The sequence below is a fragment of the Microvirga ossetica genome (genome assembly GCF_002741015.1).
GTDB lineage: Bacteria > Pseudomonadota > Alphaproteobacteria > Rhizobiales > Beijerinckiaceae > Microvirga > Microvirga ossetica.
This window is the reverse complement of record NZ_CP016616.1, coordinates 4,768,474-4,782,385: the sequence shown is the minus strand read 5'-3', so window position 1 is coordinate 4,782,385 and position 13,912 is coordinate 4,768,474. Positions and strand designations below refer to the sequence as shown.

The window sequence follows — 13,912 nt, the reverse complement described above, 5'->3', positions numbered from 1 at the left end:
CCAAAATCCCTGATAGTTTCAGCCGGCCGCTTTCATTTCCGGAGCCTGAATGTCGTCGAGCAGACGGCTCGTGCCCCATACGGCGGCCTGGGTCCGGTTCTTCACCTGAATCTTGCGCAGAATCGCCTTGACGTGGACCTTTACGGTTGCCTCTGCGATGTTGAGCTTGCGTGCGATGACCTTGTTCGGATCGCCATCGACGAGACAGCGGACGATGGCGAGTTCGCGGGAAGACAGAACCCCGACATTCTCTATCCCGAAGGATGGCCCCTTGTCGCGGACGGAGCAGAGAGCCTTGGCGGGAAAGATCGTTTCTCCGAGCAGGACCAGATCCAGCGTTTTCAGAAGAACCTCACAGGAAACCGACTTCATCAAATAGGCATTGGCACCGGCATGGAAGGCATTGAGAACCTGGCGGAAATCATACTGCTCGAACAGCATGACGATCCGGGCCGTGGGATCTTCATCCTTCAGCATCCTGGCCTGACGACAGCTCTCGTCGTGGTCATGTGCGGCATCCATGATGACGATCGTCGTGCAACCCTCACGAGTCCGGACCGGTCCGATTTCATGAAGTGATGACGCCAAGGCGGCGGGGCTATAGGCCGTCTCGGAGAGGATCCGTCCCAAGCCTTCGCGCAAGAGCGCATTGGTCTCGATCAGGAATGTTACGACGGATGGCATCTTGCCGCGATCCTGGGGAAGCGCCTCCTTCGAATGCGCCAGTTCGACGAAGGCGGGATGGATGACCGCCTCAGCTGAGAGCCGATCCGAGGGGATCGCCAATGAGTTACTACCGTGCATCATTTTATGCTTCCTCCAAACTTACAACGATCCCTCTGCTGAAGATGTCTTCACGCCCGAAATCATCAGGATCGGTCATTTATCACTTGCGCAGACGATCACCGGCGAGAGCCCAAAAGAGCTCTCTCCTTTGCTGCACTATTACGCCAGTAAATCCTGGAGCAGCGCCCGTACTCTACCGGCGGCTCCACAGATAGCACTACAGTTGCACCTTTCGTTTGCGATGTGAGGCTTGCGCCATGGCCTGATGCGCTCGTCGCCACGCGGACCAGGCGATCACGAAGGCCGGCTCGATCCGGCGCTGCTGGAGACGTGTGGCGACCCGGCGGATTTCCTGGACAGACCAGCATACCAGCGCTGCAGTCGGGCTTCGTCGTTTCGTTTTTGGGGTGAGGTAAGGCGGTTGGCGTGCTCACGCACCACCGTCATCATGGCAAACGCCAGCATCACCAGCGACACATGCCGATGCCAACCGTGCCACGAACGCGTCTCATTGTGCGTCAGCCCCAACTCCGTCTTCGCGGTCTCGAACGCATCCTCAATCGCCCAGCGCTGGCCCTCCACCCGCACCAGGGTCTCCATCGGTGTGCCGGCCGGGCACCAGGTTGAGAAGAACGCCAGATCCTGATCGCTGATGCTGCGCCGGATCAGCAGGCCGCGCGTCCACAGGCCGGTCAGCGCCTCGTTGAATTCCTCGGCCTCGAGATCGGCCAACGCGACATAGGCCCAATCATACAGGCGCGGCCCCTTGGTGCCGATCCCGGCCGACAGACGCTGCCAGGTCTTGGGAGCAAGCCCCTGTGCAATCGTCGCGGCCGTGCCGGCCACCGGCGGGCTCTTGTCCCAGGAATTGAAGCGGTCTGTGGCTTGAACGCCCAGCACGTAACCCTTGCCAGCTCGGCGCAGCTGCATGGCCAGGGCCCCATAGATGGTGTCGGTGGCCACCCACTCAAACGGTACGCCGGCCGCCAGGGCCCGCTCGATCATCGCGGCGGCGATCTGCGGCTTGGTGACGAAGCGGATCGCATCGGGCACGTGAGCCGTGGCCAGGCGCTCGGGCTTCGTCGTCCAGTCCTTGGGCAGATAGAGCTGGCGGTCGATCAAGGCGCAGCCCTTGTCCGACGCGTAAGCGGCAAACACGCCGATCTGGCAGCTGGCAATCTTGCCGGCTGACCCAGTGTACTGGCGTCCCACCCCGCACGAGTTCTGCCCCTGCTTGAGAAAGCCGGTCTCATCGATCACCAGTACCGCTCCGGGAGAGGCGAGCGTCTCGAGCGCATAGTCGCGCACCATGTCCCGCAAAGCATCCGCGTCCCAGTGGCTGCGCCCGAGCACCGCCTGCTGGCGCCATGGTCCCGGATCACCGGCGGCTTCCGCCCGCATCCAGCCGGTCTTGCGCCGCTCCGGCCCGAGCAGACCGTCGAGGAAGGCGGCCGCAGAGGCCGCGACACTGGGATGAGCAAACTGGAGTTTGAGATCAGCTTTGACCTGACGCAACTCCACACACCAGAGTTCGAGCATCTGCTCGATGGCCACGCCTGACATGGCAGCCTCCTGTATCAGATCAGGAGGTAATTAGGGCGCCTGTGCAGCGTGCAACTGTAGTGATAGGCTGAGATGCAGATTACTTACTCTAAGGCATCTCGGCTTAACCCTGGGATTATAAGTGTAATGTAATTCTATAATTCAAGTGCGCATTCGCACATCGGAGGCGCTCGGCCCTTCCCATGAAGAGTTTCTCTACGACACATGGATAACCCTTGCCTCCCGACTTTCCCCCTGCCAAACAGCGCTTCAGCAGGAGATAGAGCCATGAACCAGAATGAAGTTCTCGACGAATTCCGCTCCGCCGGCGCGCTGCTGGAGGGCCACTTCATTCTCTCCTCCGGTCTGCACAGCCCCGTCTTCCTGCAGAAGATGTTCGTGTTCCAGGACCCGGCGCGTACGGAGCGGGTCTGCCGGGCACTGGCCGAAAAGATCCGGGAGACGTTCGGTCCCGTCGACTACGTGGTCTCGCCGGCCGTCGGCGGCATCGTTCCGGGCTATGAAACGGCCCGGCATCTCGGCTGCAAGGCCATTTTCGTGGAGCGGGAGAACGGAGCCTTCGCCCTGCGCCGCGGCTTCGCCATTCCGGAAGGTGCACGGGTCGTGATGGTGGAAGACATCGTGACGACAGGTCTTTCCTCTCGGGAATGCCTCGCAGCCCTGCGCGACTATCCCGGGACGATCCTCGGAGCGGCCTGCCTCATCGACCGCTCGGGCGGCAAGGCGGATCTCGGCGTGCCGTTGGTGTCCTTGGTCCAGCTCGACATTCCCGCCTATGCACCGGATCAAATTCCTGTGGAACTGGCAGCTCTTCCGGCCACCAAGCCGGGCAGCCGCAGCCTCAAATCATAATAGCTGTTTATTTTTTACACAGAGGCTTGACTGCCTTGGTTCTGACAACTTGACTCTTGGAATTTCCACGCCATTAAGTAGTTTGCATTGTCGTTTTTAATCGGCCGAAGGGTTAATAACCGCCTGATCCAGGGCACGTCGTAATTTTCTCGCGCAATTTTATTGCCTGCGTAAATAATAGATGTCTCTTGAATAATGAAGGTTGTTTTGCCGCTTCAGCCGAATCCAACAGAGAATACTTATGTCAGGCCAGCAGCGGATCGCGCTCTTCATTGATGGAGCCAACCTCTACGCTACCACCAAAACTCTCGGCTTCGATATCGATTACAAGCGCCTGCTGAAGGAGTTCCAAAGCCGCGGCACGTTGGTTCGCGCCTTTTACTACACAGCGCTTGTGGAAGATCAGGAATATTCTTCCATCCGCCCGTTGATCGACTGGCTCGACTACAACGGCTACCGCGTGGTGACGAAGCCCACCAAGGAATTCGTCGACTCCGCCGGCCGCCGCAAGGTGAAGGGCAACATGGATATCGAGCTCGCCATCGATGCCCTGGAGTTGTCCCCCTATATCGACCACATGGTCCTGTTCTCCGGCGACGGCGACTTTCGGTCGCTGGTCGAGGCGATGCAGCGCCGCGGCGTGCGGGTTTCCGTGATCTCCACGGTCACGACCCAGCCGCCCATGGTTGCGGACGAACTGCGCAGGCAGGCTGACGAGTTCCTCGACCTGTCGCAGCTCGCCTCCCGCATCGGACGCGATCCGTCGGACCGCCCGCAGCGTGCCGGCAACGAGAACGGCGAGCGCAACCGCCCGCAGCAGCAGCCGCGCAACGGCGCCCTCGAGAGCCGCTATGGCATCCGGCAGCCGCAGGACGACGACTCCGAAGTCTAAGGTACGGCATTTCCTAAGGATGGTCATGGCCGGGTTCGCCCCGGCCAATTCCTTTTGCCGATGCGCTAAAGCGAGCTCTCCTCGACACGGCAGTCCAGGCTGAGCGACCCGGCGGTGTTGCTGACCGTCGCAAGGCAGAGCTCTGCCTGACCCGCCGGGATCGAAACGGCGAACCGCGTGACATAGAGACCGCCCTCGGCGTCAGGCAGCTTGCGGGCCTCGAGACGCACGATATTGGCCTCGTATTGCTTGAAGACCTCGGCGAGCCGGGCGACCAGGCCGAGCTGATCGCCGCCGCTGATTGCGATGCGATGGGTGATCTTGCCCGAAGGCCCGGGACTCGGGTCGAACGCGTACGGCACGGCGCGGATCTCCGCCCCGGCCAATTCCGGCAATCGCTTCAGACCCTCCTCGATCGCGGCGGCCGTCATGTCCTGAGGAAGCTCGCACAGGGCGACGAATTCGGCGCCCGATCCGAGGGCGGCGAAGGTTGTATCTCTCAGGTTCACGCCGACATCGAACAGGTGCTCAGCGATTGCAGCGACGAGCCCGACCCGATCGGGACCCAAGACCGAAACCAGAGCAACGGACGCCATGACTTCCTCCCGTACACGACAAAGAGGCATCTAGCGCATCGTACGGAAAAGTGGACCCGGTTTTCACTAACGTGGCTCTCTGGATCTGCAACGAACGATGCTTTAGCGCGCAAGGCCGCGGCGTCAGCCCTTGTCGCGCATGAGACGTGCCTTCTCCCGGTTCCAGGAGCGCTCCTTCTCCGTCTCGCGCTTGTCGTGCAGCTTCTTGCCTCGGCCGAGGCCGAGCTCCACCTTCGCCCGCCCGCGATCGTTGAAATAGATCTTGAGCGGGATCACGGTGAAACCCTCGCGCTGCGTTGCGCCGATCAGCTTGTCGATCTGGCGCTTGTGCAGCAGCAGACGGCGCGGGCGCTTCGTTTCATGGTTGAAGCGGTTCGCCTGGAGATATTCCGGGATGTAGGCGTTGAAGAGAAAGAACTCCTCGCCCGACGGTCCGGCATAGGCCTCGCCGATGGTCGCCTTGCCCTGGCGCAGGGATTTCACTTCCGTGCCGGTCAGCGCGATCCCCGCTTCGTAGGTATCGAGGATCTCGTAATTGAACCGCGCCTTCCTGTTGTCGGCGACGACTCGGTTGGCACTCTTGGGATCTTTTGACATGAGCTGCTTTAAGCGTTGATCAGGCCCGCATGGACCATGGCCGCGCGCACGGCCTGCTTCGCGTTGTCGGAGGCGGGTACGAGCGGCAGGCGCACATCGTCCTCCATCAGGCCGAGCAGGGACGCGGCATATTTTACGGGCGTGGGATTGGTTTCGACGAACAGGCTGGTGTGCAGGGGCATGAGACGATCCTGCACCTTCAGGGCGGAGGCGTAATCGCCGTTCAGGCAGGCATGCTGCATCTCGGCGCAGAGCCGCGGCGCGACGTTAGCGGTCACGGAGATGCAGCCGTGGCCGCCATGGGCCATGAAGCCGAGGGCGGTCGCGTCCTCGCCGGAGAGCTGGATGAAGTCCGGCCCCAGCACCTGCCGCTGCTGGCTCGCCCGCGCCATGTTCGCGGTCGCATCCTTCACGCCGGCGATGTTCTTGAGCTCATAGAGCCGCGCCATCGTCTCCACCGACATGTCGATGATCGAACGGCCGGGGATGTTGTAGATGATGATCGGGATGCCGACGGCATCGTTGATCGCCTTGAAATGCTGGTACAGGCCTTCTTGGGTCGGCTTGTTGTAATAGGGCGTCACGATCAGCACCGCATCGGCACCGACCTTCTCCGCATGCTTCGAGAAGGCCACGGCCTCCGCCGTGCTGTTCGACCCGGCGCCGGCAATCACGGGCACCCTGCCCTTCGTCTCGTCGACGCAGATTTCGACGACCCGCTCGTGCTCCTTGTGGCTGAGCGTCGGGCTTTCGCCGGTCGTGCCGACGGGAACGAGGCCGCTCGTGCCCTCCCGGATCTGCCAGTTGATGAAGGACCGGAACGCGGCCTCATCCACGGCCCCTTCCTTGAACGGGGTCACCAGAGCGGTGATGGAGCCTTTGAATTGGGTCATGGGTCATCCTCGATATCTGCGTCGGTCTTCTCGTGGGCCACAGGGCTTTTACACATAGGGGGTGCGGCGCATGCGCGCAAACGTTCCCCTGAGGAGTTGTCCTAGCTCGGCTCTTAGTGTTTCCTCAAGAGAAACGTCGTCACAATGAGATATAGACGGCAGCAAAAGGGGTTTGCGGGTGAGCCTCAACATGCATCCTCTCATACGGCTTCTGGCATCGGTCGCGCTCGTCCAATTGTCCGTCCTTGCCGTTCAGGCAGCAGAATCTCCCCCCAACCCTCCCGAACAGAGCCGGCAGAGCGCCCTCGAAAGCTTCGTGCCCGCCGCTCCGGTGCCGGGAGACCTGGAATATCTCCAGGGCATCCTCAAGGCCTATCGGGACAACGATCTGCCCGAGGCTCAGATCCTCAAGACCAAGCTGACCCAGCCCGCGGCCCATGCCCTGGTGGAATGGTTCGTCATCCGCAGCGGCTTCACCATCGGCCTGGACCGGATCGTCGCATTCCAGAAGGATTATCCGGAATGGCCCAGCACCGGTCCGATCCGCAGACGCGGCGAGGATGCGCTGCTGGCAGAGCGCAGACCGGCACCCCAGGTGCGCGCCTACTTTGCAAAGCAGCCCCCGGGGACCCCGGCCGGCCGGGTCGCCCTTGCCTTCGCCTTGAAGGCCGACGGCATCGAGCAGGAAGCCAGCGACAGGATCCGCCATGTCTGGCGGGAGGATAATTTCGGCCCCGATATGGAGCGGCGCATCCTCGACCGGTTTCCGGACGTGCTGTCCCAGGCCGACCACCGCTTCCGCATGGAGCGGCTCCTCCTGAAGGAAAACTGGGGCGGCGCGCAACGCGCCGCAGGTTATGCGGGCAAGGATCACGGGCTGCTCGTCAAGGCGCGCATGGCCGTCTTCCAGGGCAAGAAGAAGGCCGAGAAGGCCTTTGCTGCCGTTCCCGGATCGTTGCGGAGCGATCCGTCGTACCTGTTCTCCAAGGCCCTGCTCCAGCGCCGCAGCAACAATCTGGTCGAGGCCGCCAACATCATCATGCAGGCGCCCCGCGACCCAGAGCTGCGGGTGGACGGCGACGAGTGGTGGGCCGAGCAGCGCCTGATCACCCGCGCCCTTCTCGACAAGGGCGACCCGAAGACGGCCTATGAGGTGGCAAGCCACCATGCTGCCGAGTCGCCGGTGCAGCAGATCGAAGCGGAGTTCCATGCCGGCTGGATCGCGCTTCGCTTCCTCAGCGATCCGGCGACCGCCGCCCACCATTTCGCCACCGTCGCCAAGACGGCTTCGACGCCGATCTCCATCTCGCGGGTCGCCTATTGGCAGGCGCGCGCGGCGGAAGCGGCCGGTCTAGGGCAGGACGCAAGGATCTTCTACGAACGTGCGGCCGACCAGCCGACGACGTATTATGGGCAATTGGCCCAGGCGAAATTGGGCCAGACCATCACGCTACGAAAAGTCGATCCGCTGACGGAAGAGGAACGCAAGGCTTTCCAGGCTCTCATTCCCGTGCAGGCGGTCAGCTTCCTGCGGCAGCTCGATGAGCCGGATCTCCTCCTCGGCCTGTATTCCGATCTCGCCCAAACGCTGAACGATCCGGGGCAGCTCGACGCTTTGGCCAGCCTGGCCGCATCGCAGCAAAATCCCCGTGCGGTCCTGGCCATCGGAAAGATCGCGCTGCAGCGGGGCTTTCCCCTCGACCAGCATGCCTATCCTCTGGCGGCCATTCCCGAGTTCCAACCGGTCGGCGACGACGTCGAACCGGCCATGGTCTATGCCATTGCCCGGCAGGAAAGTGCTTTCAACCCCCGCGCCATTTCCAGCGCCGGTGCGCGCGGTCTCATGCAGCTCATGCCGGCGACCGCAAAGCGGACAGCACAGCGCTTCGGTGTCGGCTTCGACCTGAAGCGCCTGATCGAGGACCCGTCCTACAACGCCAAGATCGGCTCGGCCCATCTCGGTGAGCTGATGGAGGATTGGAAGGGCTCCTATATCCTCGCCTTCGCTTCCTACAATGCCGGCGGCGGAAACGTCATCAAGTGGGTCAGATCCTACGGCGACCCCCGCAAGCCGGACGTGGACGAGGTCGATTGGATCGAGCGGATTCCGTTCTACGAGACGCGAAACTATGTCCAGCGGGTGCTGGAGAATTTGCGGGTCTACCGCGAGCGCCTGAACGCCAAGCCCGCAATGCCAGCTCCGGCGACGGCGGATGCGACAGCAGGCACCAATTAGCGCATCGTGCCGAACGATACACTAGCGCATCGTGCGGACCCGGAGGGCCGCGTCCAACGATGCGCCCTTCAAAGAGTGGAGCATCGGACCCAAAAGTGGGTCCCACTTTTGGGTCCGATGCTCTAGCCGAGGAATCGATCCGATGCTCCGGTCATGGCAGGATGCGGCTCTTCGAAACCTGTTGAAACCGGATTGAGATGAGCCGTTCCTACCGCGATCTCTTCGTCTCCGCCGCCGATGGGCTGCGCCTTTACGCCCGTGACTATGGCCCGGAAACGGGCGGCGCCCTGCCCGTCATCTGCCTGTCCGGCCTCGCCAGGAACTCGGAGGACTTTCACGAGCTTGCCGATGCCCTGAGCCGCGATCCCTCGAAACCCCGCCGGGTTCTGTCGCTCGACTATCGCGGTCGCGGACGCTCGGATTGGGACCCGGACTGGCACCATTACGACATCAAGGTCGAACTCGACGACTGCCTGCATGTTCTGGCGGCCGTCGGCATCGAGAAGGCTATTGTCGTCGGCACGTCGAGGGGCGGGCTGATCGCCATGGCCCTTTGTGCCGCTCATCCCGAGCTCATTGCGGGCGTCGTCATGAACGATGTCGGCCCGGTCCTCGACCTCAAGGGGCTGCTGCGGATCCGCAGCTATGTCGGCAAGCTCCCCACGCCGCAGACTATGCAGGAGGGTGCGCAGATCCTCCAACGGATGTCGGGAGAGCAGTTCCCGGATTTCACGGAAGAACAATGGTGGAGGATGGCCCGGGGGACATGGCGCGAGGCAGATGAAGGCCTCGTTCTCAGTTACGACGCCAACCTGATGAAGACGCTCGAGGCTCTCGATCTCCGGACGCCCCCTCCCGATCTTTGGCCCCTCTTCGACAATCTGAAATCCGTCCCGGTTCTCGTCATCCGGGGCGCCAATTCCGACCTGCTGTCCGACGAGACGCGGCGGCTCATGGGCGAGCGTCATCCGGGTCTTACGGCCATCACGGTGCCCGGCCAGGGACACGCCCCTTCCCTCGATGGCCATCTCGTTCAGGCTATCCGAGATTTTGTCGCCAGGATTGAAGATCGTACCTGAGAGGCAGCTCCTTCTCCTCGGATTGCTGCTTCTCTGATGCCAAACCGAATGCGCGTTACGGCGAACGCTTCAACAGCGTGAACGGACATCTTTTTGATCGCTCGGATAGACGAAAAAACCCCGGTGTTGCCACCGGGGTTTCTCTATCCAATCAGGACAAGCCGATTAGAAGTCGCGCTGAACGCGCAGGCGGCCTTCCCAAGCATCGTCCACGTCGCCGAGGAGACCGTTGAACAGGACCGGGGTGTCCGACTCGAGGCGGCTGTACATGACCTCGACACCGAGATCGAGACCGGCAACCGGCGACCAGATCAGGTTGGTGCCGACGCGCCACTCGTTGAAGTCGATGTTAACAACAGCGGTACCGTCGTACGAGACGTCAGCATAGGAGCCGAACAGGTTCTGACGGAGGGTCGGGGTCCAGTAGTGACGCATACCACCGGCAACGGACCAGCCTTCGCCGGTCGCGATGTTGCCAGCAGCGTCGATGAAGGCATCGACGACGTTGATGTTCGTCCGCAGGCCGCCGAAGCTGGTGACGCCGGCGCCCGTGCCGAAGCCGAGGTAGCCAAGAGCGCCGTCAGCGTAGGTTGCAGCGAGCCAAAGGGCATCGCCAGCACCGAGCATCGGCAGGTTCACGGAGCCCTGAGCCGTCACGGCCCAGCCGTACTCGGTGTCCGGGATCGTGCCGTACAGGATCGGGTCAAGACCAGGAGTGTTGACAGGCGTCAGGACGTTGCTGCGCTGCTGGTGCAGAGCGCCGGAGACTTGGAACGAGCCCCAGGTACCAGCGTACTTCAGGTTAGCAACCACGTCAGGCATGCGCTGACCGGCTTCCGCGAGTGCGGTGCCAAGCAGAGTGCCATAGCGGCCTTCTTCTGCCGACAGGGTGGCCGAGAAGCCGTTGCCGAACGAGAAGGTGTAGGCGAACAGGTTCACGTTCGGAGCGTCCGAGAAGCGGAGCGTACCGAAGTGGCCCGTCGGCAGGTCGCTGTTGTCGAACATCGACACGACGCGACCGGCGGTGAGGCCACCGAACTGGATGAAAGCCTGGTCGACGTTCGGCGAGGTCGAGTCGTTGCCATACACGCCGGTGTTACGGGTCATCTCGAAACGCACGAAGGTGCGCAGGAGGCCGTAAGCGGTGGCGGTGCGGGCGTCGAGCTGAATGCGGCCACGAGCGCGGAAGCCGATCGCGTCGTCTTCGCGGTCGTTCGGCTCAACATAACCGAACTCGGCGCGAACACGGCCGCCGACGCGGAGGCAGGTTTCGGTGCCGGGGATGTAGAAGAAGCCTGCGCCGTAGGTGGAGCAGACGCGAACGTATTCAACAGCAGCAGCCTTCTTCGCGGGAAGGTCGGCAGCTTGAGCTCCGGCAACAGCCGCGAGACCCGCGACCGATCCGAGAAAGAGGCTCTTAGCGAGCTTCATGGTTAAACCTCCAAAGTTTCGAGACCCTGGGGGGCCGGGTTTTAGTGCCTCGATGACTTCAACAAAGCATCAAACACGTCCCTTTTCCCCTTAGTACCCGGGGAGCCGCCTTTTGGGTCGAACTCACCAGGATCACGACTGGGGTGCCCCCGTCGCTGCAGCCACATTATCCAGGACAGGGCCGCAAGCAACCGAATGAAGGCACAAAATGGGCAGTAGCCGGGGCTTTTCATCGGCATGTTGCACAAAGGCAACGTTCAGGACTGAACCCTTTACTGTTCGTTAAGATTTTAGCCCGGAATTTTATAAACCATTAAGGAACAAGGACTTCGCCTGGGATGGAAGAGACGATCAAGTCTGCGTGAGAGGCCTCGGCATGCATTTGCTGGCGCGGAGCTGTGAAGAACCCCCTTCTCAAATGCGGCTGCATTCCCCTGCCGGAAGGCGTGAAAAAAGGCCGGGACGAGCCCGGCCTTTCCGAATCGTAGCTTGGAACGGCCTCAAGCGACCTTCGGACCGATCACCCCGCGACGAATCTGGTCCTCTTCGATGGATTCGAAGAGGGCCTTGAAGTTGCCTTCGCCGAATCCGTCGTCGCCCTTGCGCTGGATGTATTCGAAGAAGATCGGGCCGATGGCGGTCTTGCCGAAGCGCTGGAGCAGCACTTTCGTGAAGCCGCCTTCGACGACCCCTTCCCCATCGATAAGGATGCCGTTTTTCCGAAGCCGCTCCATGGGCTCCTCGTGGCTCGGCAGGCGCTTGTCGACGCGCGAATAGTAGATCTCGTTCGGCGCCGGCATGAACTCGAGCCCGACTTCGATGAGCGCCTCGATGGATTCGTAGAGGTCGTGCGAGCCCAGCGCCACATGCTGGATGCCCTCGCCCTTGTACTCCTGCAGGTACTCCTCGATCTGCCCGGTCTCGCCCGCATCCTCGTTGATGGGGATACGGATCTTCCCGTCGGGGCTCGTCATGGCGCGGGAATGGAGGCCCGTCAGCTTTCCCTCGATGTCGAAATAGCGGATCTGGCGGAAGTTGAAGAGGCGCTCGTAGAAGCCGGCCCATTCGTTCAGGCGACCGCGATAGACGTTGTGCGTCAGGTGGTCGATGTAATAGAGGCCGACGCCCTTCGGCTTCGGGTCGGGCTCGCCGAGCCACTCGAAATCGACATCGTAGATCGAGCCTTTCGCGCCGTAGCGGTCGACGAAATAGATCTGCAGGCCGCCGATTCCCTCGATGCCCAAGATCTCGAGCTCGTTGGGACCGATCTGCGTCTCGATAGGCTTGGCGCCCATGGAAAGAGCACGGTCATAGGCGTATCTGGCATCGGCCACCCGGAACGCCATGGCGGGCGCGGACGGGCCGTGCTGGGCCGCGAAGCGCTCCGCGAAGGAGCCGGGCTGCGCGTTGACGATGAAGTTGATGTCGCCCTGGCGATAGAGCGTGACGTTCTTCGAGCGGTGTTTCGCGACCACGCTGAAGCCCATGACCTTGAACAGGCGATCCAGCGCCTGCGGATCGGGATGGCAGAACTCCACGAACTCGAAGCCGTCGGTTCCCATGGGGTTCTCTTCGGATATGGCGGCTGGCGGCGCATCGTGCGGGAACGGTCCCATTGTTTTCCTCCTGTTGTGCCTCTGCCGATCGCGAGGCCTTTTCTGCGGGAACAACGCATCCAGCCCTTGGCGGATGCGCATTTTCGTCAAACGGCGTCGGGCTGGCTCGCCGGCGCGGCATCCTGGAAGGCCTTGTGCCCGGCGCAGGCCGCATCCACGGCGGCGATCTTCGGGTAAGCGTCGAGCGAAACGTTGAAGCGCCGAGCGTTGAAGACCTGCGGCACGAGATAGACATCGGCGAGCGTGATCCGGGAGCCGAAGGCATAGGGTCCCGGTTCGATCAGTCTCTCGATGGCATCGAAGCCCTCACGCACCCAATGGGCGTACCATTCGTCGGCCGTGGCCTGATCGTGCCCGAGCCGTTTGTTAAGGTAGGCGATCGTGCCTGAATTGTTGAGCGGGTGGATATCGCAGCCGATCAGGCTGGCAACGGCCCGGACCTTGGCGCGGTTGACCGCACCGACCGGAAGCAGGGGCGGTTCCGGATAGCACTCGTCGAGATATTCGAGAATTGCCGGAGACTGGATCAGCGTCGCGGCACCGATATCGAGGGATGGCACACGCCCCTGGGGGTTGATCGCGCGGTAGCCCTCTTCCCGCTGCTCACCTGTCAGCAGGTTGATCGAGACCGAGTCGTAGGCCACGCCCTTGAGGTTGAGAGCGATCCTGACCCGATAGGCAGCTGATGATCGGAAATAGGTATAGAGCTTCACGTCTCGGCCTCCACGACATCCTGAGGTGCCAGCAATCGGGCCTGCCGGGTGAGCCTGTCGATCAAAGCGGCAAATGTCGCCTGCTCCTGCGACGTCAGGACCGACAAAAGGCGCTCCTCGACGGCGAGTGCTTCAGGCGCCACCGCCTCGTAGATCGCTCGTCCCTGCGGCGTCAGCGCCAGCCACTCTTCCCGGCGGTCGTCGAGATTGGGCCGGCGCACGACCAACCCCCGCTTCTCGAGGCTGGCGACGGCCCGGGAGACGGTCGATTTGTGCATCACGCCGTCCGGCGCCATGTCCCGGGCGGTCCTATGCTCATATTGGCCAAGGGTGACGATGACCCGCCAGGCCGGGATCGAAAGGCCGTAGCGCTCGGCATAGATCTGGGCGAGCGCGCTGGAGGTGAGGCCAGCCAGCACGTTGAGCCGATAAGGCAGGAACTGCTCCAGAACCACCAGGGGCTCCGATGCCTGCTTCTTTGCTGCCGATCCAGTCGCCATCGTCCCGCCAATCGTTGCTTGCGCAACCAATACCACAATTCGTTGCACAAGCAACTAGATTGGCATGCCGTTTGGTCAAGACCCCTTCCGAATTCGATGTCCAACGAAAATCAGCGCGGCCGGGGTCCGGCCACGCTGTCGGTTCTTCGGTTATCCAG

Annotated in this window: 13 protein-coding genes; 4 read left to right on the top strand and 9 right to left on the bottom strand. The window is 62.1% G+C overall.

Annotated elements, in window-relative coordinates; all coding sequences use genetic code 11:
• Window positions 1-18 precede the first annotated feature (18 nt).
• Together BB934_RS22905 and BB934_RS22900 are read right to left on the bottom strand one after the other, a co-directional pair.
• A complete protein-coding gene (locus BB934_RS22905; RefSeq protein WP_099511750.1) occupies window positions 19-807 on the bottom strand; it encodes a LuxR C-terminal-related transcriptional regulator in 789 nt (262 codons plus the stop codon).
• A 273-nt stretch (window positions 808-1,080) separates the two neighbouring features.
• Complete coding sequence (locus BB934_RS22900) at window positions 1,081-2,349, bottom strand: IS701 family transposase (RefSeq protein ID WP_237050059.1); 1,269 nt, start codon at window positions 2,347-2,349, stop codon at window positions 1,081-1,083.
• A 267-nt stretch (window positions 2,350-2,616) separates the two neighbouring features.
• On the opposite strand from BB934_RS22900, the gene pyrE reads away from it, so the two are divergent.
• Both pyrE and BB934_RS22890 read left to right on the top strand, forming a co-directional pair.
• Entirely contained in the window at window positions 2,617-3,201 is a 585-nt protein-coding gene (pyrE, locus tag BB934_RS22895; protein WP_099511748.1) for an orotate phosphoribosyltransferase, read from the top strand.
• Between the two features lie 241 nt (window positions 3,202-3,442).
• Window positions 3,443-4,093: a LabA-like NYN domain-containing protein gene (locus BB934_RS22890; RefSeq protein WP_099511746.1), complete on the top strand. Its 651-nt coding sequence runs from the start codon at window positions 3,443-3,445 to the stop codon at window positions 4,091-4,093.
• Window positions 4,094-4,158: 65 nt separating this feature from the next.
• Here the strand turns inward: BB934_RS22890 and BB934_RS22885 are convergent, their stop codons facing one another.
• The 3 genes from BB934_RS22885 to dapA form a co-directional block, all read right to left on the bottom strand.
• Entirely contained in the window at window positions 4,159-4,689 is a 531-nt protein-coding gene (locus tag BB934_RS22885; protein WP_099511744.1) for a glycine cleavage system transcriptional repressor, read from the bottom strand.
• Window positions 4,690-4,812: 123 nt separating this feature from the next.
• Window positions 4,813-5,286: an SsrA-binding protein SmpB gene (smpB, locus tag BB934_RS22880; RefSeq protein ID WP_099511742.1), complete on the bottom strand. Its 474-nt coding sequence runs from the start codon at window positions 5,284-5,286 to the stop codon at window positions 4,813-4,815.
• Window positions 5,287-5,294: 8 nt separating this feature from the next.
• Window positions 5,295-6,179 (bottom strand): 4-hydroxy-tetrahydrodipicolinate synthase, encoded by an 885-nt coding sequence (gene dapA / locus BB934_RS22875; RefSeq protein ID WP_099511741.1) that lies wholly within the window; start codon window positions 6,177-6,179, stop codon window positions 5,295-5,297.
• 190 nt (window positions 6,180-6,369) lie between these two features.
• On the opposite strand from dapA, the gene BB934_RS22870 reads away from it, so the two are divergent.
• The gene (locus tag BB934_RS22870) at window positions 6,370-8,415 is read left to right on the top strand and encodes a lytic transglycosylase domain-containing protein (RefSeq protein ID WP_099511739.1); all 2,046 of its coding nucleotides are present in this window, start codon (window positions 6,370-6,372) and stop codon (window positions 8,413-8,415) included.
• A gap of 197 nt (window positions 8,416-8,612) precedes the next feature.
• Entirely contained in the window at window positions 8,613-9,494 is an 882-nt protein-coding gene (locus BB934_RS22865; protein WP_099511738.1) for an alpha/beta fold hydrolase, read from the top strand.
• Window positions 9,495-9,659: 165 nt separating this feature from the next.
• Here the strand turns inward: BB934_RS22865 and BB934_RS22860 are convergent, their stop codons facing one another.
• The 4 genes from BB934_RS22860 to BB934_RS22845 form a co-directional block, all read right to left on the bottom strand.
• Window positions 9,660-10,925, bottom strand: a complete 1,266-nt coding sequence (locus tag BB934_RS22860; RefSeq protein WP_099511736.1) for a porin — start codon at window positions 10,923-10,925, stop codon at window positions 9,660-9,662.
• A 500-nt stretch (window positions 10,926-11,425) separates the two neighbouring features.
• Entirely contained in the window at window positions 11,426-12,541 is a 1,116-nt protein-coding gene (gene hppD / locus BB934_RS22855) for a 4-hydroxyphenylpyruvate dioxygenase (RefSeq protein WP_099511734.1), read from the bottom strand.
• 86 nt (window positions 12,542-12,627) lie between these two features.
• Window positions 12,628-13,254, bottom strand: a complete 627-nt coding sequence (maiA, locus tag BB934_RS22850; RefSeq protein ID WP_099511733.1) for a maleylacetoacetate isomerase — start codon at window positions 13,252-13,254, stop codon at window positions 12,628-12,630.
• A complete protein-coding gene (locus BB934_RS22845) occupies window positions 13,251-13,754 on the bottom strand; it encodes a MarR family winged helix-turn-helix transcriptional regulator (RefSeq protein ID WP_099511731.1) in 504 nt (167 codons plus the stop codon). Before BB934_RS22845 ends, maiA begins: the two co-directional genes overlap by 4 nt.
• Window positions 13,755-13,912 lie beyond the last annotated feature (158 nt).

Excerpts from the sequence above, each read along its gene's own strand:
- dapA (WP_099511741.1), bottom strand. The coding sequence starts at position 6,179 with ATGACCCAATTCAAAGGCTCCATCACCGCTCTGGTGACCCCGTTCAAG.
- hppD (WP_099511734.1), bottom strand. The coding sequence starts at position 12,541 with ATGGGACCGTTCCCGCACGATGCGCCGCCAGCCGCCATATCCGAAGAG.
- BB934_RS22870 (WP_099511739.1), top strand. The coding sequence starts at position 6,370 with ATGCATCCTCTCATACGGCTTCTGGCATCGGTCGCGCTCGTCCAATTG.
- BB934_RS22860 (WP_099511736.1), bottom strand. The coding sequence starts at position 10,925 with ATGAAGCTCGCTAAGAGCCTCTTTCTCGGATCGGTCGCGGGTCTCGCG.
- BB934_RS22900 (WP_237050059.1), bottom strand. The coding sequence starts at position 2,349 with ATGTCAGGCGTGGCCATCGAGCAGATGCTCGAACTCTGGTGTGTGGAG.
- smpB (WP_099511742.1), bottom strand. The coding sequence starts at position 5,286 with ATGTCAAAAGATCCCAAGAGTGCCAACCGAGTCGTCGCCGACAACAGG.
- BB934_RS22865 (WP_099511738.1), top strand. The coding sequence starts at position 8,613 with ATGAGCCGTTCCTACCGCGATCTCTTCGTCTCCGCCGCCGATGGGCTG.
- pyrE (WP_099511748.1), top strand. The coding sequence starts at position 2,617 with ATGAACCAGAATGAAGTTCTCGACGAATTCCGCTCCGCCGGCGCGCTG.
- BB934_RS22890 (WP_099511746.1), top strand. The coding sequence starts at position 3,443 with ATGTCAGGCCAGCAGCGGATCGCGCTCTTCATTGATGGAGCCAACCTC.
- BB934_RS22885 (WP_099511744.1), bottom strand. The coding sequence starts at position 4,689 with ATGGCGTCCGTTGCTCTGGTTTCGGTCTTGGGTCCCGATCGGGTCGGG.
- BB934_RS22845 (WP_099511731.1), bottom strand. The coding sequence starts at position 13,754 with ATGGCGACTGGATCGGCAGCAAAGAAGCAGGCATCGGAGCCCCTGGTG.
- BB934_RS22905 (WP_099511750.1), bottom strand. The coding sequence starts at position 807 with ATGATGCACGGTAGTAACTCATTGGCGATCCCCTCGGATCGGCTCTCA.